Here is a 20,198-nt window from a genome sequence, read left to right on the forward strand (position 1 = left end):
CGGTGAACTATTGGATCTGGTGGATTGTTGGCGCATCGAAACCGGCAGAGCCCAGCCAAAACGCATCTGGTTTATTGATGATGTGCTACCTGATGGGGCCTAGGCGTCGTCTGGGGTGAAGATGTCTTCAATCTTGCAGTTGAAGGTTTTCGCGATAGTAAAGGCTAAGGGCAGGGAGGGGTCGAAGCGGCCTTTTTCGATGGAGATCACGGTTTGGCGGCTGACTCCGAGTAGTTCGGCGAGTTTTTCTTGTGACCAGCCGGCCTGTTTGCGGAGCGTGACGAGATTGTTTTTCACGACTTACCTGTGTTTCGCCCACAAATAGGAAACCCCATAGACAAGGAATTCGAACACGACGATTCCTGCCAACACGAATGAGACGTTACCTGATGTTACTGCTGCGCCGATGCCTGCTGCTGCGATGGTGATTAGGAAAGTGTTCGTGGCTGCGAGCGAGTGCCAGTGATGCTCCACGGCTTGTTCTGGATGGGCGGTCGCCCCCGGCAGACTTGAGCGGTCAACGATTAGCATCCACACCAAGGCGATGAGAGGACCGGCCAAACAGGCTGCGAGTATCGCCACCGCCGCCCATCGGTACGGGCCAGTCGGGTTGGCCGCCACCCGGAACACGGCGGCACCAATCGCCAGTAACGCCCCTACGGGCACCGCCGGGAAGATCGCTGGAATCTTCGTTTTGCGCACATACCCCCACGCTGGTAGTTTGGTAGTTTCCTCTTCCATGATGGGCTCCATACATTCTCCTGATCTGTTCTAACACCAACCATCCTAATGTCAAAGACGCTTTACGTCAAGTGTGTTTGACATTATTTATGAAAGGATCCCTCCCATGGCTGATTCGTCTTTTGGTTTGAAGATTGGCCTTGAGGGTGAGCGGGAGTTTAAGCGCGCGATCACGGATATTAATCGTGAGATGCGGGTTTTGGGATCCGAGATGAAGTTGGTGGCTTCTCAGTTCGATAAGAACGATAAGTCTGCTTCAGCGTTGACTTCTCGTAACCAGGTTTTGGGTAAAGAGATTGAGGCGCAAAAAGCCAAGATCCAGACCCTTAAGAGCGCTCTTGATAACTCTGCTACCAGTTTTGGGGAAAATGATTCTCGGACGAAGAATTGGCAGATTCAGCTCAATAACGCTCAGGCGACTTTGAATGGTCTTGAGGGTGAGCTTAAAGAGAATAATTCTGCTCTTTCTAAGTTTGCCGATGAGGCTGACGGTGCGGGTGATGATGCGAAAACTGCAGCTAAGGATACTGGGCACTTAGAAAATGCTGTAGATGAGCTGGGTTCGCAGATGGACGGTACCAGTTCGAAGACTCGCATTTTTGGTGATGTGCTTAAAGCCAGCCTGGCAGCGGAAGCTGTTGTTGGTGGGGTGAAAGCTATTGGGCATGCTATTTCTTCTATTGGGCGGGGCATGGTCGGGGCTTTAAAGGACGGCTTGGACTATAACGCCCGGATGGAGCAATACACCACCTCGTTTACCACGATGCTGGGTGATCAAGCCAAGGCTCAGAAACTGGTTAATAACCTCAAGTTGGAAGCGGCTCGTACTCCGTTTGGGATGGAGGATCTAGCCAAGGCTACCCAAACTTTGATGGGGTTTGGCATGAGCGCTGAATAATCCCAGGTACGCCTCAAACAGTTAGGTGATATCAGTCAGGGGGATGCTGGAAAGTTCGAATCCCTCACGTTGGCGTTTGCTCAAATGAGCTCTACTGGCAAGCTTACTGGTCAGGATTTGAACCAGATGATTAACGCGGGCTTCAACCCTTTAGAGGAGATTTCCCGTAAGACCGGTAAAAGTATTGGTGAGCTTAAAGAAGAGATCGCTAAGGGCGCGATCAGTGCGGATATGGTTGCGGATGCGTTTGCTAGTGCCACAAGTGAGGGTGGCCGGTTTTATGAGGCGATGGATGCCCAGTCCAAAACCTTCTCTGGCCAACTAGCTACGCTGAAAGACGGGGTCGATAATCTTAAAGGCTTATTGGCTGGGGGGGGGTTGACCACGGCTTTGGCTGGCACGGTGATGCCGATGGTTAATGGTTGGTTCGATGAACTCACCGGCGCGTTCGAGACCGGGGGTGCCCCGGCCTTTATCGATACCCTGGGGCAGATCTTGAAGGAAGCTCTGGAGTTTATTTCTAGCCAGCTTCCGCAAGTGGTGGATACCGGGATGAGTATCTTAACTGCTTTGGTGGAGGGCATTATCGCTGTTCTGCCTTCCTTGGCAGGCACTGCCGTGACGTTGATTGTGGCATTGGTGGAAGCAATTATTGAGGCACTTCCGAGTCTGTTGGAGGCAGCGGTCCAGATTATCGCCACCTTGGTAGCTGGTATCGGCGAGGCTCTACCGGAGCTGATCCCGGCGGCGGTAGAAATGCTGATGACCATGATCCAGGGGCTCATCGATAATTTGCCACTTATTTTGAATGCAGCCCTGCAGTTAATTATTGGTCTTGCTGAGGGTTTGATTGCGGCTATCCCAGTGCTTGTTGAGGCTCTACCGGAGTTGATTGGTGCGATTATTTCTTTCGTAATCGGGGCAATCCCCCAGATTACCGAAGCTGGTATCCAGCTGTTAACCGCGCTGGTTGGTGCCTTGCCTGAAATTATTACCGCTATCACCGGGGCTTTACCGTTGATTATTACCGCTATACTTAACGCGATCATCCAGGCAATCCCCCAGTTGATTAACGCGGGCGTGCAACTATTGACGGCTCTTATAGGGGCGTTACCAACTATTATTAACGCGATTGTGGCGGCTTTGCCTCAAATCATCTCTGCCATATTGTCTGCTATCGGTGGGGGCTATCCTCCTTCTCGTACAAGCTGGCATCCAACTATTAACCAGCCTGATACGGGCTTTACCGACCATTATCGGCACTGTAGTTTCGGCTATCCCGAAGATTATCTACGGCATTGTTAGAGCAGTGATGGGCGGGGTCGGACAGATGATCAACGCCGGAGCATCCCTGGTTTCTGGGTTATGGCAGGGTATTCAGCCACTAGCGGGCTGGTTGTGGAACCGGGTCGCTAACTGGGTGTCTTCAATCTGGAATGGGATTCTCGGATTTTTCGGCATCCATTCTCCTTCTAAACAAATGTCATGGGTTGGCGACATGCTAGTTCCTGGTCTAGCCGGAGCAATAACCTCACGAGGCCATAAGGCTGTAGATGCGGCAGCGAACATGGCAAAAGACACCATGGACGCTATGGGCGAGTTAACTAACGGGGTTAACGTACCTATCAAGGTCAGTAAGGATTTGTCATTGCCAAACGCTGATCTGACCCCTGCCCTAGTTACCCACACATCGCAAACTGAAAAGGAAACTAATACTGGCAGCGTTGATGTTCAAGGGGTAGCAGATGCTACAGCTGCCCGGATTCTTAAGGGTTTGGATATCAAGGTTGTTTTAAGTGATGGGACCCTGGTCGGCAAACTCGCACCCAAAATTGATCAGCAACTATCACGGCTATCTCGGCGTAACAATCTGCGTGGCTGGCTATGCTCGCGTCTCCACCGATGATGCTGACCAGGCGAACTCCTCATCACCATCATGAGCTCCCTCGCCCAGGAAGAATCCAGATCTATCTCCGAGAACGTCACCTGGGGTCACAGGAAGCGTTTCCAAGACGGAAAAGTTTATATGCCCTACGGTAACTTCCTCGGATACAATCGCGGCCCAGACGGCGAGCCCGTAATCAACCCTGAGCAGGCAGAGATTGTGCGCTGCCACGGCATCAAAGCCAAACTGACCAGGTTCAAGAAAACCCTCCAAAACGCCACCCTCAGCCAAGACTTTGACCGAGCAACCCTGCGTGCTCTTTGCCAACACATCCAGATCACACCATCAGGCGAGGCGAGCGTAATCTTTGCTGACGGTACGAAATTACCATTGCAGCACTGAACGCAAAGCGAGCTTGTCATTTAATGCAAAGTTAGCTAGTCTTTTTATGTAAAGGACGCTTTGCACAAAGGAACGGAATGCACACAAAAATCCCACAACTACGAAAAGAACGAAAGCTCTCACAAGAAGAGCTCGGAACTGCCGTTGGTGTCACCCGGCAAACAATCACCTCGATTGAGACCGGAAAGTACGTGGCTTCTCTACCCTTGGCGTACAAAATTGCCCACTACTTTGGCCGCACCATTGAGGACGTCTTCGACTTTACAAACCTGGAGGAATCAAAATGAACGAACTCGAGCAATACCGCAACGAACTGAAGAAACGTCAGGCCCTGACACTGATCTTCGTTATTCTCGGTCTCGCTTTTAGTGCCCTAGGGAACGTCTTCCTGCGCGCAAATGTGGCGGGAACACCAATCGTCAACATCATCACCGTCGCCGGAATCATTTTTGAACTTATCTGTGTGGGATACATGGGCGTGAATCTTGGAAAAATGCGCAATGACGAAATATTGCAGGCCGCCTACATTCGTGAAAATGACGAGCGAGAAGCGGCGATTCGCATGAAATCTGGAAGACCCGTCATCACTGTGCTCTCCATGGTGCTCGTTGGCGCGTCACTTATCGTGGGCGCATTCAGCATTACGGCATTCATTACCCTCCAAAGCGCAGCAGCATTCCAACTCATCGCCACATTCGCGCTCACCGGATACTGGAGCCATAAACTTTAGCACCCCGCGCAAAGCGAAATAGAGCCGACCACCGTTGAAGTAGTCAGCTCTATTTTTATGCCTGCGAGCAGAACCTTTAGACTTTGCGCGCGTTTTCAAATTTTGCGCGCACCTTTGCGGAAACTCTAGTTCTGCGAAATTGTATCAACTCAGCGTGCTCGTAGTGGAGCCGCTTGCACAGGTGATACGAACAACCCCGGCAGAAATATGGACAGAGCAGCCAAGGCCGGCAAATATCTACGACACATTCATTATCCTCATCTCGCACGCGAAACGCTTGCATATTACTACACAGAACCAGCACTACAGAATAAAGCTATAGTTATAGTGCGGCGCATACCGTGGCACTCCGTCTACACCAGAACTGACGGCGGCATTCGCTTGCCGATGGTGCTGAAACAAAGGAAAACGAGAACAGGAACTAGCTTCGTAGAAAGTTATGAGCATTACAAGAAACGCACGCTTTCCTGCTCTGCTCACGAGATAAGGAAGATGATTCCGCAGGCGATGAGGGTAGCGCCGCATAGGCCGATGAAGACGCGATAGCCTTGTTCTCCCCATACCTCGAAAATGAAGGCGTGGCGAGCTTTATCGCCACTGGTTGGCGCATACAGCCATTTCCACCCACGGATTGCACCGACAAGAAAAAGCAACCCGCCAGCTATCAGCACAAACTCAAAATGCTGGCGAAGAAACTCCATCACAGCATCCATGCACGCACACCTTTCCCTTCAAAAGCACATATCGCGTCATGCGTCACCGTCAGGTGTTTCATCCTCTGTAGGAAGCATCTGTGGGAAGCGTTCGCTGAAAAACTTACACATGCCGGCGCTAGCATTGAGGAACCACTGGAGGTTTACAAACAGTTGCGTATCTGTCATGCCAGGGCCAGCAAAGACAAAGTGTTCACCCACAACCGAGATTACGCCGTCATCGCGGGTAACAATATATGCTTTTGGACGCTTCGCATCACGGTTCCATTCGTTACACGCATTAATCATTTCCCCGCGTAGTTCAAGCGGAGCATCAGGCATCCAAAAGGACTCAAACTTGATATCACTATCTACAGCGCAAATCAGAATACCAAAATCATTAAACCTGGCTCTGAGAGTTCCGTCCTCAAGCACATCGTATGCCCAGTCGTTATTATCGAAATATTTTGTTAAGCGATCCATAGTGAACGGTTTCACAACAGTTTCTTCTTCGATAATCATCCGGCACTCGGAAGCAAAATGCGCGGCATCTTCATCATTTGGATCGAGAGCGAGTACCTGTTCAAAATGCGTTAACGCTTCTGGTTCTCGGTCAAGAAAGAACAGCGAATAGCCGATACGGAAATGCCATAGTGGATCGGTTAAGCCATCCATTTCTACGCTTTGCAGCAACGCCAACGCGCGTTCTAAAAGCCCGCGATAATTATCCATTTCGGGTTGCGCGATATTGTTGTACGCACGCGCCAGCATACTTGTGAGTTCATAGCCGCGCTCCGATTCGGTAACCACTTCAAGCGCGTCAATGATCTGTTGGTGTTGTTCTTCTTCATGCCACTGCTGGCACTGCTGCAAGATATTCATACTTAGCTCTTCCTCGTCTTGTTCAAATGTCATTCTGATTTACGATCAAACTCGAGTTCAGCACTGTTCATCACCGCTGGTACTGCCCCGTCATGCTTAAACCAGTATTTTGCTACTGCCATGAGCGCTCGTGTATCGAGGCAGTCATTCCAACCTCTTAAGGGCAGGTAGGCGTAGATTTATAGAAGTTTGTAGCGGGAATCCTTGCCAAGATAAGCGGATAGGTTTTCTCGGTCTCAGGGTTCCAGTAGCTGGAGAAACGAAGGTCCTCCGTCCCGCCCGCTATCTCGCCGGGCATGTCTTTCTCCCCGTCCAACCCGTCATCTTTGGCCGCTGTTTTGCGCTGCGCAATCAGGCCGCCCAATACTACTTTTCCGTCTTTAATCGACAAGGAAAGCATCTGGTCGCGATATTGAGCAACCTTGCCCGGGTCAAATCCAAAGCGTTCCTTATTATCACCCTCTAGATCAGAATTCACCATCAGCCATTCGAGCAGCGTTTCATCATCTGCCCGCACGAGCACCGGCACAAAGCCTTCTCGCACTCCGAGCCGTCGCGCGTAACTGTAGCCGGCAGTAATCGGGTCGTCATCTGCCATGGCAGGGAAATAAGTAAGAGAACAGTCCAGGAATTTCATGATTAATTGGGCTGTTTCAGAAGGCTCACATGTGTCCACATCGTCCTCCTGCCCCTGCCAGTTAATGAAGCGCCTGTCGATCACCTGAGCCATGGTGCGGTAGTAATCCTCATCAAACGGGATAAACAGATATGCTTCGTCCTGAAACTCATCGGAGTGATAACGCTCGGGCCCGAAGAATCGCAGAGCGTTATCGTCAATATCGGATGGAAATTCTGGGCTGATGTTCTGCCCATAGTAATAGTGGGCAAAATTCCGTCCTTGCTGGTTGAAGAGAGCAAAATACAAACGGCCCGAGAGCTCGGCTTGGATGAACCTGCGCAGGTCTGCATTGCCAGGAGCAGTCTTCACCTGTTCAACAGTCTCGCCATGTTCAGCTAAGAACGCTTCATCCATCAAGTCATGCTCAATACACCAGCGCAAATAAATCGCCATGTGATTGTAGGCGTTTATCGGATCTACAGGCAGATTCTTCTCCTCAATAGACTCAAGATGATACGATGCATCGTCCATTATCATCCCAAGACTGCTGCCTACACCCGCTTCGTCGTTGGCAGCAAAGGAAACCTTGAGAGTCATCTGCTTGTCAGGCAGGGCGATACCAGGGCTACGGGTGATGGTGTGTTGATCTTCTGCGGAAAAACCGATTGTTTGTCCATCTTCTAGCGTGACGTCGTTTTCCAGCACGTAGGAGACGAGGCTGGCCAGGAAGTCTCGCAATTGGCTCGGCTCCGCCTGAGTATCGAGTACCTCGATCTCATCTTTGCCGAACATATCCATGCCGTAGGTGTAGCCGTTCATGCCGCACTCGTTGTGATACAAACCGAACCAAATCCAGTTGTAAATGGGTAGGCGATCTTCCTCTTTCATCATCTCGGCAAAGTCTTCATAAAAGCGAGGCTCAAATACCACTCCACTGGTGAAAACACCGGTGGCATATTCTTGTTTGCAGCACACGGCCAGCGCTTTGGTAAACAGCTTGCCCTTTTCGAGAAGACTAGACTCCTCGCCCAACACAGCGACCATAATATGCGCTTGATGCGCCCCCGCTACCTCAACAGCTTCCGGCCACAAGTAGTTGTTCTCGGCGTTAAGCTCGGCTTCATTATCGGGAATACGGAAATCGAACAACGACACCACAAGCCGCATATCATCAACCTGCATCAGCACAGTAGTATCGTCATCTTCCTCGGACTTATCCGACCCCTGATCCACGATTCCCCATTGCTCGTACAGGTCGCGAATGAACTGCTCCTTGTCCCACTGCGCAGCAGAAAGAAGCACTGAGCCAGCAAACGTACCCAATCGACCGCTTTCTTCCGCCTCACTGGCCGAATCATGTTCCTGATCTTTCAAGTTTACCGGGGCTGTTGCGCGGCGGAAGGTGTGGAAATTAGCCCACGGAATCTCGCTGTGCTCAAAGAACTCGTGCGCTCTTTCAAGAACTGCTTTGATATCCCAGGCAATGAAATCGACATAGCCGCAGTACAGTCCAGTAGCGCCGCCAGTAAGAGTGAGAATCTCCGTGCCGTCCCCGCTGGTGAGCGCTGCTTCTAAAGAATCCCTAAAATCAAAATTCTTCTGAGTGCTTTCGTTATCACGCAAAGACTCCAAGGGATAACACAAGAACCCTGCCACCGCACCGTCAGAATGAAGATTATCCACGTAAACATCATCGCTATTGAGATAGCCGTTGATTAGCTGAGGGCAGCACGTAGAACCAGTCATCACGTCCAACCGCCAGTCAGCCTCCGGATCCTCATCGGGCTGCATCTCATACCCGATATAGGAATCGAGCAAGGCTTGCGGATCGGCAGAGAGTTCGATCCCTGTTTCTGCCAGTTTGGACGGAAGTTCAGAAAGCAGAATCGAAGGTTCAGATTTCGGTTCGCGCAACACGTCAAAGCCGTCAATGTAACGCATGTGTGAGATCTCACCCAACGCCTGGTCGGTGAGCGTGGAGATCAACCACCACGCCCGACCTTCTTCCTCGCCAAGCATCGGCAGTAGCTTCTCGCAGTAGGTAGAGATAGTGAAGCTGTGTTCTCCTCGCGGCTCCACCCAGATCTGGACATCATCGGCGCTAAGCTCCCACTCATCCTCAGTGCGCAAGCCGATGCGTCCACAAGCCTGACGACCCACCACAACATTCCAATGCGCCAATACTTCACTAGGTGCGTGGTTCTGGAAATACACCAGCTCAAACAACTTGACCCTGTCACCCTCTGGAGTAAGGATCAACTCAAACTTTCCGCCGTTAAAGCCCATCTCGATAGCAATCTCATCGAAAGCCAAGGCGAGAATATCGTGAACGCGACCCACGATTTCTGAGCCCCGTATGTGGTCCTCATCCTCAATCAACTCCTGACGGATTTCTGCTTCCACTGAGGCGAAAGCCTGCCAGCAGCCCTCCACCCGCTCCCGGAAACACTGCGAAAATCGTGGCAGCACAATGACGCGCTTACAGGCGTCGATAATCTCTTCAATTTCCTGCCTGGTGTTGAAGCGTGGGTCATCACCAGGATGCAGTTCCAAAGCCTTCTCCAAGAAAGGCAGGGCACGCCCCTCCTGATCCAGATAATACAAGGCGTAGCCCATGCGGAAATTCCACGAATACGTATCGCCCAGTTCGCCTTCGTGTGGTCGCATCAACTCCAACGCCCGGCGAAGTAGCTTCATGCCCGCTAACTCACCAACACCAGCCAGATTGTTGTAAGCACGCGCCAAATCCATATCCATCTGCGCCGTCCGCTCAGCCTCGGGAACTGCCTCCAACGCGTCAACGATTTTCTGGTAGTGGTCTTCCTCATGCCACTGCTGGCACTGTTGCAAAATATCCATACTTTGGCTCTTCCTCGCCAGTTCTCGACCATCTTCATTCGATGCGCCAAAACCTGCGCTTCGTTACGTAAAGGAGCAAGGACCCCAGTATCTTCCGAGGGGGTCACTTAATCAAGAACATCTTAACCCGAATCCCCGCTGGAGCATCTCAACTGAACTCCCGTCCTCTACTCCCGAACCCACCCTGAACGCACGAAACCCCCCGTTTTCCGCGTTCTACCTAGTAAAACTCGGAACCCGAGGGGTTCTGTTTGCACTCACACTTTTGTATCCAAAAGTGAGTACAAATGGTGGAGATGCGGGGAATCGAACCCCGGTCCGATCGACCAAGCCTGCTTCTTCTCCGGGTGCAGTCTGCTTTAGATTCTCGGCCGGTGGCCACCCACAGACAGGGCTACCATCGGCTAAAGTTACCTAAAATCTCGAACCCGCCCAAGTAACCCGGGTGGTTCCAGTGGCTCTAAAAACGACGCCAGCCCCCGCAGCTAGAGCAACTGCGGACTGACGGAATCAAGCTCCCTTGGGTTAAGCAGCCAAGGCGAGGGATTCAGTACTGTTACGTTCAGCACTTATTGTTTCGTATCCAGCGTTTCCGAGCTGAGGATACCTCCTCGACCCGCTTCTCTCAGGACATCACCGACCGTCGAAACCGATCATCCCCAAATATTCAGTTACCAAAACACCCCGAAACTAAATCGCTCCGGGAAAGCATTTAATTTTACCACAAATCCATCCGAACCTGGGGTCGAGAACTCTCCAGTTACTCGTAGCAGTTCGACAAAACCAGGAATAACCCGCCACACCAGGCACAACACCATTCAAACACCTCTAAATATCCCTGAATTTGCCACGAAATCCTAGGGATAAAAAGCTTGATCCGTGAAACTACTAACTCGCTAAAGTTTGCTTCTTGCCGGACCTGTAGTATCCCCACACCAGCCCGGCAAGAGTTACGACAGCGAGTATCACTGCGTATCCTTTGAAGATAGGCAGGAAAGACACATCCAAGAAATCTCGCACATCCGGGTCGAAAGCTCCACCAAATTTTAGGTACATAAATTCAGGCAAGTACATCGAACCCAAGGCCAAAAGAAAAGCCAACACAATCGCTACTTTTGGCAATCTCCTCGTTCCCATATCGGGAACAAACTTCCATACAAAAATTGAAAGCAGCAAGCCAATCAGCCCTATACTCGAAGCAGTCACTACTATCAGCACTTCCATGGTTACCTCGCATTCTCCAAAATCATTTACCAGCTAGTTACAAGTAATACTGTTGATTGCACCCGGACGTTTTGACGGCTCAAGATTCCATGGCGTCTTTATTGAGCCGTAGCCGACGTGGCAGTGGTACTGTTTTTGCATGCTTTCATCGGCTCCGTGCCCTCTGTAAGCTAGCCAGTGCCTATCGCCATGAAAACGATTGTACACTTGTTGCCAACCTTCCGTAGAGTACCTTATGGAAACCTCGGGGATAATCGTCTGGTTCGGCATCAAAGAAAGAGACCATGCGTCTCTACTTATCCACCGACCATATGAAAAAAGATTACTTGACCATGCACTACGCATTGAGGTGTCTGCACCGGTCGCTCGTAACCCGGTCACTCGACTTAGCTGTTTCTGTTCTTCTTCAGAAGATTGGATATATTGCGCTACTTCCTCGCTGGTGGGAACAGAACCAAACAGCTCTAGGTATTCCGCGTGTTCCTCAGTCGAGAATTCATATCCGAACGCCTGGCGGTAGAATGCCTGTTCCTGAGCGGTAGGAGGCGACTGTTCCTTAGCAAATGCAACGGACGGAACGGAAGCCGCCACTGCAGCCACGAGCGCCGACACCAAGACAGCTATATTCAATTTCCTATACACGATACACTCCTTTGTGAACAGTAGCAGTAGTTACCGTGTTATTATAACGTAGATTTTTCTTGATATCAACCCGAATTGCACGTATTTGTAACATATGGGGCTTTTCTGGGTGTTTGTGCTGGTCAGGGGTTTTGTAGGATTAAGAGCCGACAATACAGCAACAATTGCCGTAAATTTTGACTTGACTCGCATCTTTGCTCCTTTAGTTTCAGCGTTTACGGCACGGGTTTGCCGCTGTGGTGTCACAGCTATCATCATATCACGTTGATTTCGAACGAAATTTCATCTGTTATAACACCAGGTCAGACTACTTTTAGCCACAAAATTGCTCATTTTAGCAAGTCTTTAATTCCCGAGTAAGTAAAATAACTCCTTTTTGTGCATACTTCCGAGTTGCGTAGTGTGGCTGAAAGCGGAATCAACAGCACGAAACTGCACAGGGAACCCGACGCGCCATTTCACCCAGGCTACCCCCTAAGCCGCATCAACCGCACCGCGCATTCCTCGTCAATAACCAAATCGGTCACGACCCCGGCTCGCAGCGCCGCCAGCAGCGGCACCGCCTTGTCCGCCCCGGAAACCACGCAAATCCGCCGGTCAATCCGCTGTAAATCCGTCGGAGTTGGCCCGGATGACCTCTGGTTTATCTCTAAATCTTCCCAGGTTCCGTCGGCTCGCAACAACACGGTACACACGTCACCGACGACACCCGCCGCTTTCAGGCGTTCCATCTCTTCCGGAATCAAATATCCCCCGGCATATACCATGGACAGGGGTTTACCGCTCAAACTGCCGACCCCGAAAACCGCGATGTCTATCTGGCTTTGCATCTCGAGCACACGACGCACCGAACGTTCGCGCCACAGCATTGTCTTGGTTTCCACATAGTCAAAGAACGCCGGCACCGGGAAGTATTGCACCTGGGCACGATAGGCTCTCCCGAAGGCCTCCATGATTCCCCCGGCGTAAAAGATTCCGGTGGAGCTCATAGATGCCGCCCCGTTTAGTTGCACGATTCGCGCGCCCTCCACGTGGTTATCTATCAGGTGTTCCGACACGGCCGACAGGGTGTTTCCCCAGGCGATACCGATGGTTACGCCCGGGTGTACCATCCCGGAAATCATAGATCCGGCGACTTCCGCCACCAGTTTCAGTCGTTGCCGCGCGCTGACTCGTGCCGGGACGGGAACCATCCAGGTTTCCACGCCGAAATGCCTGGATATCTCGGACAGTAGCCCGGGCGAGGCTCCGCGTGGCGGGTTGAAGGAAAATTTGATGTATCCCTCGGTTCGCGCCACTTGAATCAGCCGGGACACGGTGGATCGCGACACTTTCAGTTGTCGCGCGATGGATTCCATGGTTTCGTTTTGTGCGTAGTACATCAACGCGGCTCGATAGGCCAGTTCTTCACGGGTATTCACGTCCCCTCCTCTCGTTTTTTCTTTTTTTCATGAGGTGCCATTCGGGAATCCTCGCTATTGTCCCCGGATGGCACCTCATGAACCGTGAAATTAATTTCATTATAACTGAAACTTTTTGCACACTTGCCAATTTTGCCGCTTACCTCCGGGGATTTGTCCTACATCAGTCCAAGCATCGGGTACCATTCTTAAACATGAAGCACGCTCATGTTGTCACCGTCGCAGCTGCGGCGACAGCCTCCAATGAAGGGGGAAATTAAGATGAAACAACTTAGTGCAGATGTGGTCGTTATCGGTGGGGGTGCGACTGGAGCCGGCGTACTGCGGGATGCCGCGATGCGCGGTTTTTCCGCAGTACTGCTGGAACGCGCCGATATAGCCCAGGGTACCTCTTCGCGTTTCCACGGACTGCTACACTCCGGGGGGCGCTACGTAGTGTCCGATCCACACTCCGCCACGCAATGCGCCGAAGAAAACGCCATCGTCCGCCGCATCAACGCGGATGCCATCGAGGAAACCGGCGGCCTGTTCGCGATGCCACCAGGCGATCCCGACGACTTCGGTGACAAGTTCCGCGACGGCGCCATCAAAACCAAGGTTCCCGCCGAAGAGATTACCATCAAAGAAGCCCTGCGGTTAGAACCTCGCCTGAACCCGCGCGTGAAACGCGTGTTCCGTGTCGAAGACGGCTGTGTGGACGGTTGGCGCCTGGTGTGGGGCGCGCTGGAATCCGGGCGAGAGTACGGCGCGAAAATTCTGCCCTATCACCTGGCCACCGAGATTGTGGTACGAAACGGCGCGGTCGCCCAGGTCAAGGCCGTCGACCAAAAAACCAACGACCAAGTCAGTATTGATTGCCGCTATATCGTCAATGCCGGCGGTCCATGGGCGGGCAGTATCGCCCAGATGGCCGGGGCGCCGGGGGTCGACGTAGTGCCGGGACGTGGCATTATGATTGGGATGAACCACCGCCTGGTCAACCACGTGGTGAACCGGCTGTGTGTGCCCGCCGACGGCGACATTATCGTGCCGGGGCACACGATTTGTGTGATAGGCACCACCGACCAGGCCGAGCAACACCCGGATTTCTTAAGCATCAAACCCCACGAAGTCCAGAAAATGTTGGACAAGGGCGAAGATTTGATTCCCGGTTTCCGTAAGGCACGCGCGGTACACATTTGGTCCGGCGCGCGCCCTTTGCTCAAGGATTCGCGAGTCAAGGCCACCGATACTCGTCATATGTCGCGCGGCATGGCGATTATTGACCATGGCGAGCGTGACGGTATCAAAGGGCTACTGACCGTAGCCGGCGGCAAGTTCACGACATATCGCCTGATGGCACAGGAAGTCGTGGATGTGATGTGCGAGCACTTGGGGGAAAGCCGTCCGTGTCGCACCGCCGAGGAAGCCGTGCCATCAGCGCGCTCCGGGCACCACGAATACGTTTCGAATCGTTTGGCCGAGGTCGAAAAAGAACTGGCCACCACTCAGATTATCTGCGAATGCGAGTTGGTGACCCGCGACACGATTGCACGGCAGTTCGAGCGGGTTCCAAAGTCCAACTTTGACGATATGCGCCGCCAGTTACGGGTGGGAATGGGACCGTGCCAGGGTACCTTCTGCGGGTTGCGTTCTGCGGGTATCGCTCATGAGTCGCGGCGCAAACACCTGCCTGCAGAGGAACCTGCGGTGGCGGCCGATGTGACGACCACCATGCTGCGTTTGTTTTACGCCAACCGGATGCAGGGTATCGCCCCGATTCTCTATGGCTCGACCTTGACAGAGATTGCCCTGCAGTCCTGGATGCTGGAATCCAACCTGGATTTGAACCGCTTGCCGTCGCCCAGCAGCAACGCGAAACTGACTACCGGGGATATGGCTTTGATTCACGGGGTGCCCACGGACGCCAAAGCGGAAGACTGCCCACTGCTGCCTGCCAGCCTGCTGGGTCGTCGCCCCCACGGCGACCCCCACGAAAAAGGACGGGAGGTCGCGTGATGGCTCGCAAACCCCATGTGCTAGTTATTGGTGCTGGTCTGGCCGGGCTGAGTGCCGCGCTGCGACTGGCGGAAACCGACAACCGGGTCACCTTAATTTCCAAGGGGATTGGTGGTCTGCCGCTTAGCCCCGGGACACTGGATGTGCTGGGGTATATCGGCAAAGATCCAGTCGCCGCGCCTTTCGCCGCACTGGAGCAACTGCCGGATTGGCATCCCTATCGACGTATCGGGGTTGAATCCGTCGCCCGAGCTGTGGATTGGTTAGTGCGCCGTGTCCCGGCACTTTACCCCGAGGTCACCTCGGTGGGACAGTCCCAGAATTCCTGGCTCCCCACGGCGGTTGGGGCGGTGCGACCAAGCTACATTCAGCCGCTGACCTGCCGCAATGCCGTATTGCAAGACGGCATGAAGCTGGTGGTGGTGGGCATTGCCCAGTTTAAGGATTTCCCAGCGGCGTTGATTGCGGATAACCTGGCGCGCTCCGAGCGCGTCCAGGTTTCCGCGCGAGCCATCGAGATATCTTTGGATGCCCGGGGTTTAGCGGATGTGAAAGGCACGGATTACGCGCGTGCCCTGGACAGCGACTTGCAACTCATGAAACGGTTCGCGCAACAGATTAACGCGGCGGCTCAGCCCGGGGAAACCGTTTTAGTGCCGGCGGTGGTGGGGCTTAAACCCGAAACTTTCCGGAATTTTGCCGCCCAAGTGAACCACCCGGTGGCCGAGGTTCCCACTCCCCCACCGTGCGTGGCGGGGCGACGGCTGAATGACGCGCTGGTGGATTTACTAACCGAGGCGCGCGTAGATATGCGCAACAACGCCACGGTTACCGGTGTGACCAGCGCGGATGGGGTGATTACCGCTGTAACGGTGGCGCGCGCCGGGGGCAGCGACAGTATCAAGGTGGATGCCGTGGTGGATGCGGCGGGCGGGTTCGCTTCGGGTAATCTGACGCGCGATTCGTATATGGCACTTCATGAGGCGATATTTGAGTTACCGCTTTTCACCCCACCGGCGGCCGAAAAAACGGGGATTCACTCCATTGACACCCGCCAGAAAACCCTGGTGGAGCAGCTTTTGTCATCCGGAATCATGGTCAACGAGAAAATGCAGGCTTTGCGTCCCGCTACTGAAGACGGCGAATTCGACGCGCTAGCCTTTGAAAATCTCTATGTGATTGGCGAGGCCTTGGGTGGCACCAACCCGGCCAGCGAGATTTCAGGGGAAGGCCTGGCTTTAGGGTCGATGTTCAAGGCTTGCGAAGCCATCAATGCGGGTAAAGGAGAATTAAAATGAGCAGCGTTGCCACTAAACCTGTCAAGATTAAACCGGGTTCCGCCCTGGAGGTCGCGCGGGCATCTCTTACTCGTGCCACCTTGGATCAGTGTGTGAAATGCACGATTTGTGAAACCCAGTGCCCCGTGTTGCGGGTCACCGAAAAGTTCCCCGGGCCGAAATACGTCGGCCCGCAAGCCGAACGTTATCGCGGGGGCTATTCGGTGGATCATTCCTTGGATTACTGTTCTGGGTGTTCGATTTGTTCTACATCTTGTCCGCAGGGCGTCAAAATAGCCGAGATAAACGCCCAAGCGCGGGCGGTGATGAAGGCTGGACATATGCCGTTGCGTGACCGGTTGATTACCCAGACAGAACTGGAAGGCAAATTGTTGACGCCTTTCGCGCCGATTGCGAACTGGGCTTTGGATGTCAAATGGCTGCGTAAACTGGTCGAAGTCGTGATTGGGGTTCACGCCGAGGCTCCCACCCCCAAGGCACAGTTCCACTCGTTTATGCACTGGTGGAAGCACCATACTCCCCAAACCACGGGGGCTCGCGGCACTCTGGTGTTCTTCCACGGTTGCGCCGGCGGGTATTTCGAAGTTTCCACTTCGATTGCCACCGTGCGGGTTTTGGAGCATCTGGGTTACCGGATTTTGGTGCCGAAACAGGGGTGTTGCGGCTTGGCTTCCCAGTCCAATGGGCTGTTCGATACCGCCAGCAAGTCGGTGTTGAAGCTCTGCCGCGACTTGCGGGCGGCGGGGGATAATTTGACGATTATTTCTTCCTCCGGGTCATGTGCGGGGATGCTGCGTCATGAGGCGCATGAGATTATGGGCGTTGATGCCGCCGAGCTGCGTGACGTGGGTTCCCGGGTGGTCGAGACCAGCGAGTTCCTGGCCGAGTTGTTGGATGAAGGCGAATTCCCGGTTGAGGAATTGCGCCCCATGGACTTAGAGGTTATCTATCACCAACCTTGCCAAGTGAAATCCCAGGGTATCGGGAAACCCGCAATTCGTCTTTTAGAGGCAATACCCGGAGTGAAAGTCGTGGAATCCGGCGAACCCTGTTGCGGTATTGGGGGGACTTACGGGCTAAAGAAAGAGAAATTTAAGGTTGCCCAGGCTATTGGGAAGCCCTTGTTTAATAAGATTCGCGCTACCAATCCGGAGCTGGCTTTATGCGAAACTGAAACTTGCCGGTGGCAAATTCGTAAAGGTACCGGCGCGGAGGTAATTCACCCGGTAGAATTGCTTTGTAAGGCTTTAGGTCTTTCAACAGAGGGGAGGTAATACTCTAGTCAGCATAAAAACGTTCCAGGCTGACTAAATTTACTTAGAAAACAGCGAGAAAGACCTCGCGGTTTTCGGATTAATTACAAGCACTAGAGAAAGGCAAGATATGTCTTTAGGACAGATTTTTCTCTCTGAATTTTTGGGAACCACGTTCCTGATCCTTCTGGGGGTTGGCGTTGTCGCCACGAACCTGTTGGCTAAATCAAAAGGTAAAGGTACCGGCTGGTTGATGATTAACTTTGGATGGGGTTTGGCCGTGTTCATCGGTGTTTACGTCGCGTATGGTACCGGCGGACACTTGAACCCGGCCGTAACCTTAGGCTTATGGGCTGCCGGTAAGACCGAGTTTGTGCCCGGTGTGCCGGTTAACGCCGCTACCATCTGCACCTACATTGTGGCGCAGTTCTTGGGCGCGTTTGTCGGCGCTATCCTGGCTTGGTTGGTTTACAAGAAGCACTACGACGAGCACGAGAATCCCGCCGAAATCCTGGGTACCTTCTCGACTGGCCCTGAGATTCGTTCCTACGGCTGGAACCTGGTCACCGAGGCGATTGCTACTTTCGTCCTGGTGGCTTGGGTGCTGATTAGTGGTGGCACCAAAACAGCGGTGGGGCCGCTCGCGGTGGCTCTGGTTATCGTGGCTATCGGTGCTTCTCTCGGTGGTCCGACCGGATACGCCATCAACCAGGCTCGTGACCTGGGTCCGCGTGTGGCTCACGCGATTTTGCCTATCAAGAACAAGGGCGGCTCGGATTGGGCTTACTCTTGGGTTCCGGTGGTAGGGCCGACCATTGGCGGTATCCTCGCTGGCCTGGTTTTCGGCAAGTTTGGCATTATGGATATGATGCCTCCCTTCCCCTCTTAAGCATTATTTGAAGTAACCTGGTTTCGGGGTGCCAATATCGCCTCACGTGAGGCACCCCGAAACCCCAAAAGTTTACGGGGATTAATCCTCGCTACAATTGAATACACTCCAACTATCCGATTCATGAAAAGGACGTCAAAGATGACTCATAAAACATATGTTCTCGCTATCGACCAGGGCACAACATCTTCCCGCGCTATTATTTTTGACCACAGTGGTTGCGTGGAATCCGTAGGGCAAAAGGAACACGAACAGATTTTCCCGCACCCTGGTTGGGTAGAACACAATCCCATGGAAATTTGGCTCAATGTCCGTGAGGTCTTGGGTTTGGCATTGGCTAATGCCACCACTAAAACCGGACACGAGGTAAACCACCACGATATCGCGGCGGTGGGTATTACCAACCAGCGTGAAACCACTATTGTATGGGATAAATACACCGGTCAGCCAGTTTACAACGCGATTGTATGGCAGGATACCAGGTCTCAAGACTTGGTGGATCGTCTGGCTGCGAATGGTGGTCCAGATCGGTGGCGTTCTATCGTGGGTGAAACCCTGTCGACTTACGCTTCTATCACCAAATTAATGTGGATTTTGGAAAATGTTCCTGGGGTTCGGGAGCGCGCCGAGCGCGGGGACTTGCTATTTGGCAACCCCGACACCTGGGTGATTTGGAACCTGACCGGCGGGGTAAACGGCGGAATTCACATCACCGATGTGACCAATGCCTCGCGTACCATGCTGATGGATTTGCATACTCTCAAGTGGCGTGAAGACATCTGCCAAGAGGCCGGCATTCCCATGTCGATGTTGCCCGAGATTCGTTCTTCCTCCGAGGTTTACGGCGAATGCCGCCAAGATGGTTTGCTGGCGGGAGTAAAGCTTGCCGGCGACCTAGGTGACCAGCAGGCCGCGACCTTCGGTCAGGCCTGTTTCGAACCGGGCATGGCCAAGAACACCTACGGCACGGGTTGCTTCATGTTGATGAACACTGGCACCAAGCCGCAACCTTCCGAGAATGGAATGATTACCACTGTCTGTTATAAGATAGGCGACGAGGCTCCGGTCTATGCTTTGGAGGGTTCCATCGCGGTGACCGGTTCCTTGGTGCAATGGCTGCGCGACAACCTGAAGATTATCGACAGCGCCCCCGAATGCGACACGCTTGCGGAATCTGTCCAGGATAACGGTGGGGTCTACTTTGTGCCCGCATTCTCCGGTTTGTTTGCCCCCTATTGGCGAGGTGATGCCCGGGGTGCGATTGTTGGTATGACTCGCTACAACACCAAGGGTCACTTGGCTCGTGCCACGCTGGAGGCTACCGCCTATCAGACCCGCGAGGTTTTGGACGCGATGGAGGCTGACTCCGGGGTGAAGTTGGGCGAGCTGCGCGTGGATGGCGGCATGACTAAGAGCGACATCCTGATGCAGTTCCAGTCCGATATGCTAGGCGTACCCGTGGTGTTGCCACAAGTGGCGGAGACCACGGCACTGGGCGCGGCTTACGCGGCAGGTATTGCGGTGGGATACTGGTCTGGCACCCAGGATGTCATCAATAACTGGCAGGAGCAGCAACGCTGGAGTCCCCAGATGCCCGCCGAGGAACGCGACCGCAACTTGCGTCTGTGGAAGAAAGCCGTCAGTCGAACCTTCGACTGGGTGGACAAGGACGTGAAATAAGACTTTTTGAATATTGTTTAACCGAAGTTTTGGGTCGCCCCATCTGGGGCGACCCAAAACGTTTCATCCGGCCGGTTGGTTACCC

19 protein-coding genes, 1 other RNA gene and 1 pseudogene are annotated in these 20,198 nt (G+C 53.2%); 11 read left to right on the forward strand and 10 right to left on the reverse strand.

Annotated elements, in window-relative coordinates:
• Window positions 1–99: 99 nt before the first annotated feature.
• Both relB and F4555_RS07095 read right to left on the reverse strand, forming a co-directional pair.
• Window positions 100–297, reverse strand: coding sequence for a type II toxin-antitoxin system RelB family anti-toxin (relB, locus tag F4555_RS07090; RefSeq protein ID WP_004014542.1), 198 nt, complete (start codon window positions 295–297; stop codon window positions 100–102).
• 3 nt (window positions 298–300) lie between these two features.
• Entirely contained in the window at window positions 301–753 is a 453-nt protein-coding gene (locus F4555_RS07095; protein ID WP_115325894.1) for a hypothetical protein, read from the reverse strand.
• A gap of 94 nt (window positions 754–847) precedes the next feature.
• On the opposite strand from F4555_RS07095, the gene F4555_RS11570 reads away from it, so the two are divergent.
• The 6 genes and pseudogenes from F4555_RS11570 (at window position 848) to F4555_RS07115 (ending at window position 4,656) form a co-directional block, all read left to right on the forward strand.
• Window positions 848–1,639, forward strand: a complete 792-nt coding sequence (locus F4555_RS11570) for a phage tail tape measure protein (protein ID WP_252865177.1) — start codon at window positions 848–850, stop codon at window positions 1,637–1,639.
• 69 nt (window positions 1,640–1,708) lie between these two features.
• A complete protein-coding gene (locus F4555_RS11575) occupies window positions 1,709–2,944 on the forward strand; it encodes a phage tail protein (RefSeq protein WP_255312874.1) in 1,236 nt (411 codons plus the stop codon).
• A 25-nt stretch (window positions 2,945–2,969) separates the two neighbouring features.
• Complete coding sequence (locus tag F4555_RS11580) at window positions 2,970–3,545, forward strand: phage tail protein (protein ID WP_252865180.1); 576 nt, start codon at window positions 2,970–2,972, stop codon at window positions 3,543–3,545.
• 9 nt (window positions 3,546–3,554) lie between these two features.
• Window positions 3,555–3,749, forward strand: a pseudogene (locus F4555_RS11585) (recombinase family protein); the annotation flags it as partial.
• 254 nt (window positions 3,750–4,003) lie between these two features.
• Window positions 4,004–4,213 carry a helix-turn-helix transcriptional regulator gene (locus tag F4555_RS07110; protein ID WP_004011828.1) on the forward strand — a complete coding sequence of 70 codons (210 nt, stop codon included), beginning with the start codon at window positions 4,004–4,006 and terminating at the stop codon, window positions 4,211–4,213.
• Window positions 4,210–4,656, forward strand: a complete 447-nt coding sequence (locus F4555_RS07115) for a hypothetical protein (protein ID WP_103759211.1) — start codon at window positions 4,210–4,212, stop codon at window positions 4,654–4,656. The genes F4555_RS07110 and F4555_RS07115 overlap by 4 nt, the downstream gene beginning before the upstream one ends.
• Before the next feature lie 476 nt (window positions 4,657–5,132).
• Here the strand turns inward: F4555_RS07115 and F4555_RS07120 are convergent, their stop codons facing one another.
• From F4555_RS07120 to F4555_RS07150, 8 genes are all read right to left on the reverse strand, one after another.
• On the reverse strand, window positions 5,133–5,369 hold the full coding sequence (locus F4555_RS07120; protein WP_103759212.1) for an immunity 17 family protein: 237 nt from the start codon (window positions 5,367–5,369) through the stop codon (window positions 5,133–5,135).
• A gap of 36 nt (window positions 5,370–5,405) precedes the next feature.
• Window positions 5,406–6,263, reverse strand: a complete 858-nt coding sequence (locus F4555_RS07125) for a YbjN domain-containing protein (protein WP_103759213.1) — start codon at window positions 6,261–6,263, stop codon at window positions 5,406–5,408.
• Complete coding sequence (locus tag F4555_RS11590) at window positions 6,260–6,352, reverse strand: DUF4253 domain-containing protein (RefSeq protein ID WP_249290525.1); 93 nt, start codon at window positions 6,350–6,352, stop codon at window positions 6,260–6,262. The genes F4555_RS07125 and F4555_RS11590 overlap by 4 nt, the downstream gene beginning before the upstream one ends.
• A 35-nt stretch (window positions 6,353–6,387) precedes the next feature.
• Window positions 6,388–9,708 (reverse strand): DUF4261 domain-containing protein, encoded by a 3,321-nt coding sequence (locus tag F4555_RS07130; RefSeq protein WP_252865181.1) that lies wholly within the window; start codon window positions 9,706–9,708, stop codon window positions 6,388–6,390.
• Between the two features lie 288 nt (window positions 9,709–9,996).
• Window positions 9,997–10,369: a transfer-messenger RNA gene (gene ssrA / locus F4555_RS07135) on the reverse strand.
• Window positions 10,370–10,596: 227 nt separating this feature from the next.
• Window positions 10,597–10,932, reverse strand: a complete 336-nt coding sequence (locus F4555_RS07140) for a hypothetical protein (protein ID WP_004011825.1) — start codon at window positions 10,930–10,932, stop codon at window positions 10,597–10,599.
• Window positions 10,933–10,965: 33 nt separating this feature from the next.
• Window positions 10,966–11,574, reverse strand: coding sequence for a DUF2599 domain-containing protein (locus tag F4555_RS07145; protein ID WP_115325893.1), 609 nt, complete (start codon window positions 11,572–11,574; stop codon window positions 10,966–10,968).
• Between the two features lie 467 nt (window positions 11,575–12,041).
• Complete coding sequence (locus F4555_RS07150) at window positions 12,042–12,995, reverse strand: sugar-binding transcriptional regulator (RefSeq protein ID WP_004014552.1); 954 nt, start codon at window positions 12,993–12,995, stop codon at window positions 12,042–12,044.
• Window positions 12,996–13,256: 261 nt separating this feature from the next.
• Between F4555_RS07150 and glpA the strand changes: the two genes are divergently transcribed.
• From glpA to glpK, 5 genes are all read left to right on the forward strand, one after another.
• The gene (gene glpA, locus F4555_RS07155) at window positions 13,257–14,993 is read left to right on the forward strand and encodes an anaerobic glycerol-3-phosphate dehydrogenase subunit GlpA (protein WP_036342151.1); all 1,737 of its coding nucleotides are present in this window, start codon (window positions 13,257–13,259) and stop codon (window positions 14,991–14,993) included.
• A complete protein-coding gene (gene glpB, locus F4555_RS07160) occupies window positions 14,993–16,291 on the forward strand; it encodes a glycerol-3-phosphate dehydrogenase subunit GlpB (protein ID WP_115325892.1) in 1,299 nt (432 codons plus the stop codon). The genes glpA and glpB overlap by 1 nt, the downstream gene beginning before the upstream one ends.
• On the forward strand, window positions 16,288–17,565 hold the full coding sequence (locus tag F4555_RS07165; protein ID WP_115325891.1) for an anaerobic glycerol-3-phosphate dehydrogenase subunit C: 1,278 nt from the start codon (window positions 16,288–16,290) through the stop codon (window positions 17,563–17,565). Before glpB ends, F4555_RS07165 begins: the two co-directional genes overlap by 4 nt.
• A gap of 109 nt (window positions 17,566–17,674) precedes the next feature.
• Complete coding sequence (locus F4555_RS07170) at window positions 17,675–18,433, forward strand: MIP/aquaporin family protein (protein WP_115325890.1); 759 nt, start codon at window positions 17,675–17,677, stop codon at window positions 18,431–18,433.
• Window positions 18,434–18,574: 141 nt separating this feature from the next.
• Window positions 18,575–20,113, forward strand: a complete 1,539-nt coding sequence (glpK, locus tag F4555_RS07175) for a glycerol kinase GlpK (RefSeq protein ID WP_004014557.1) — start codon at window positions 18,575–18,577, stop codon at window positions 20,111–20,113.
• The last annotated feature ends 85 nt before the right edge of the window (window positions 20,114–20,198 follow it).

It is taken from the genome of Mobiluncus mulieris (assembly GCF_014204735.1).
Classification (GTDB): Bacteria; Actinomycetota; Actinomycetes; order Actinomycetales; family Actinomycetaceae; genus Mobiluncus; species Mobiluncus mulieris.

What these genes read in the sequence shown, in the direction of transcription:
- glpB (WP_115325892.1), top strand. Translation starts at nt 14,993, where the DNA reads ATGGCTCGCAAACCCCATGTGCTAGTTATTGGTGCTGGTCTGGCCGGG.
- F4555_RS07110 (WP_004011828.1), top strand. Translation starts at nt 4,004, where the DNA reads ATGCACACAAAAATCCCACAACTACGAAAAGAACGAAAGCTCTCACAA.
- F4555_RS07120 (WP_103759212.1), bottom strand. Translation starts at nt 5,369, where the DNA reads ATGGATGCTGTGATGGAGTTTCTTCGCCAGCATTTTGAGTTTGTGCTG.
- F4555_RS11590 (WP_249290525.1), bottom strand. Translation starts at nt 6,352, where the DNA reads ATGGCAGTAGCAAAATACTGGTTTAAGCATGACGGGGCAGTACCAGCG.
- F4555_RS07140 (WP_004011825.1), bottom strand. Translation starts at nt 10,932, where the DNA reads ATGGAAGTGCTGATAGTAGTGACTGCTTCGAGTATAGGGCTGATTGGC.
- F4555_RS07115 (WP_103759211.1), top strand. Translation starts at nt 4,210, where the DNA reads ATGAACGAACTCGAGCAATACCGCAACGAACTGAAGAAACGTCAGGCC.
- F4555_RS07125 (WP_103759213.1), bottom strand. Translation starts at nt 6,263, where the DNA reads ATGACATTTGAACAAGACGAGGAAGAGCTAAGTATGAATATCTTGCAG.
- F4555_RS11580 (WP_252865180.1), top strand. Translation starts at nt 2,970, where the DNA reads ATGATCAACGCCGGAGCATCCCTGGTTTCTGGGTTATGGCAGGGTATT.
- F4555_RS07165 (WP_115325891.1), top strand. Translation starts at nt 16,288, where the DNA reads ATGAGCAGCGTTGCCACTAAACCTGTCAAGATTAAACCGGGTTCCGCC.
- glpA (WP_036342151.1), top strand. Translation starts at nt 13,257, where the DNA reads ATGAAACAACTTAGTGCAGATGTGGTCGTTATCGGTGGGGGTGCGACT.
- F4555_RS07095 (WP_115325894.1), bottom strand. Translation starts at nt 753, where the DNA reads ATGGAGCCCATCATGGAAGAGGAAACTACCAAACTACCAGCGTGGGGG.
- glpK (WP_004014557.1), top strand. Translation starts at nt 18,575, where the DNA reads ATGACTCATAAAACATATGTTCTCGCTATCGACCAGGGCACAACATCT.
- F4555_RS11570 (WP_252865177.1), top strand. Translation starts at nt 848, where the DNA reads ATGGCTGATTCGTCTTTTGGTTTGAAGATTGGCCTTGAGGGTGAGCGG.
- F4555_RS07130 (WP_252865181.1), bottom strand. Translation starts at nt 9,708, where the DNA reads ATGGATATTTTGCAACAGTGCCAGCAGTGGCATGAGGAAGACCACTAC.
- F4555_RS07170 (WP_115325890.1), top strand. Translation starts at nt 17,675, where the DNA reads ATGTCTTTAGGACAGATTTTTCTCTCTGAATTTTTGGGAACCACGTTC.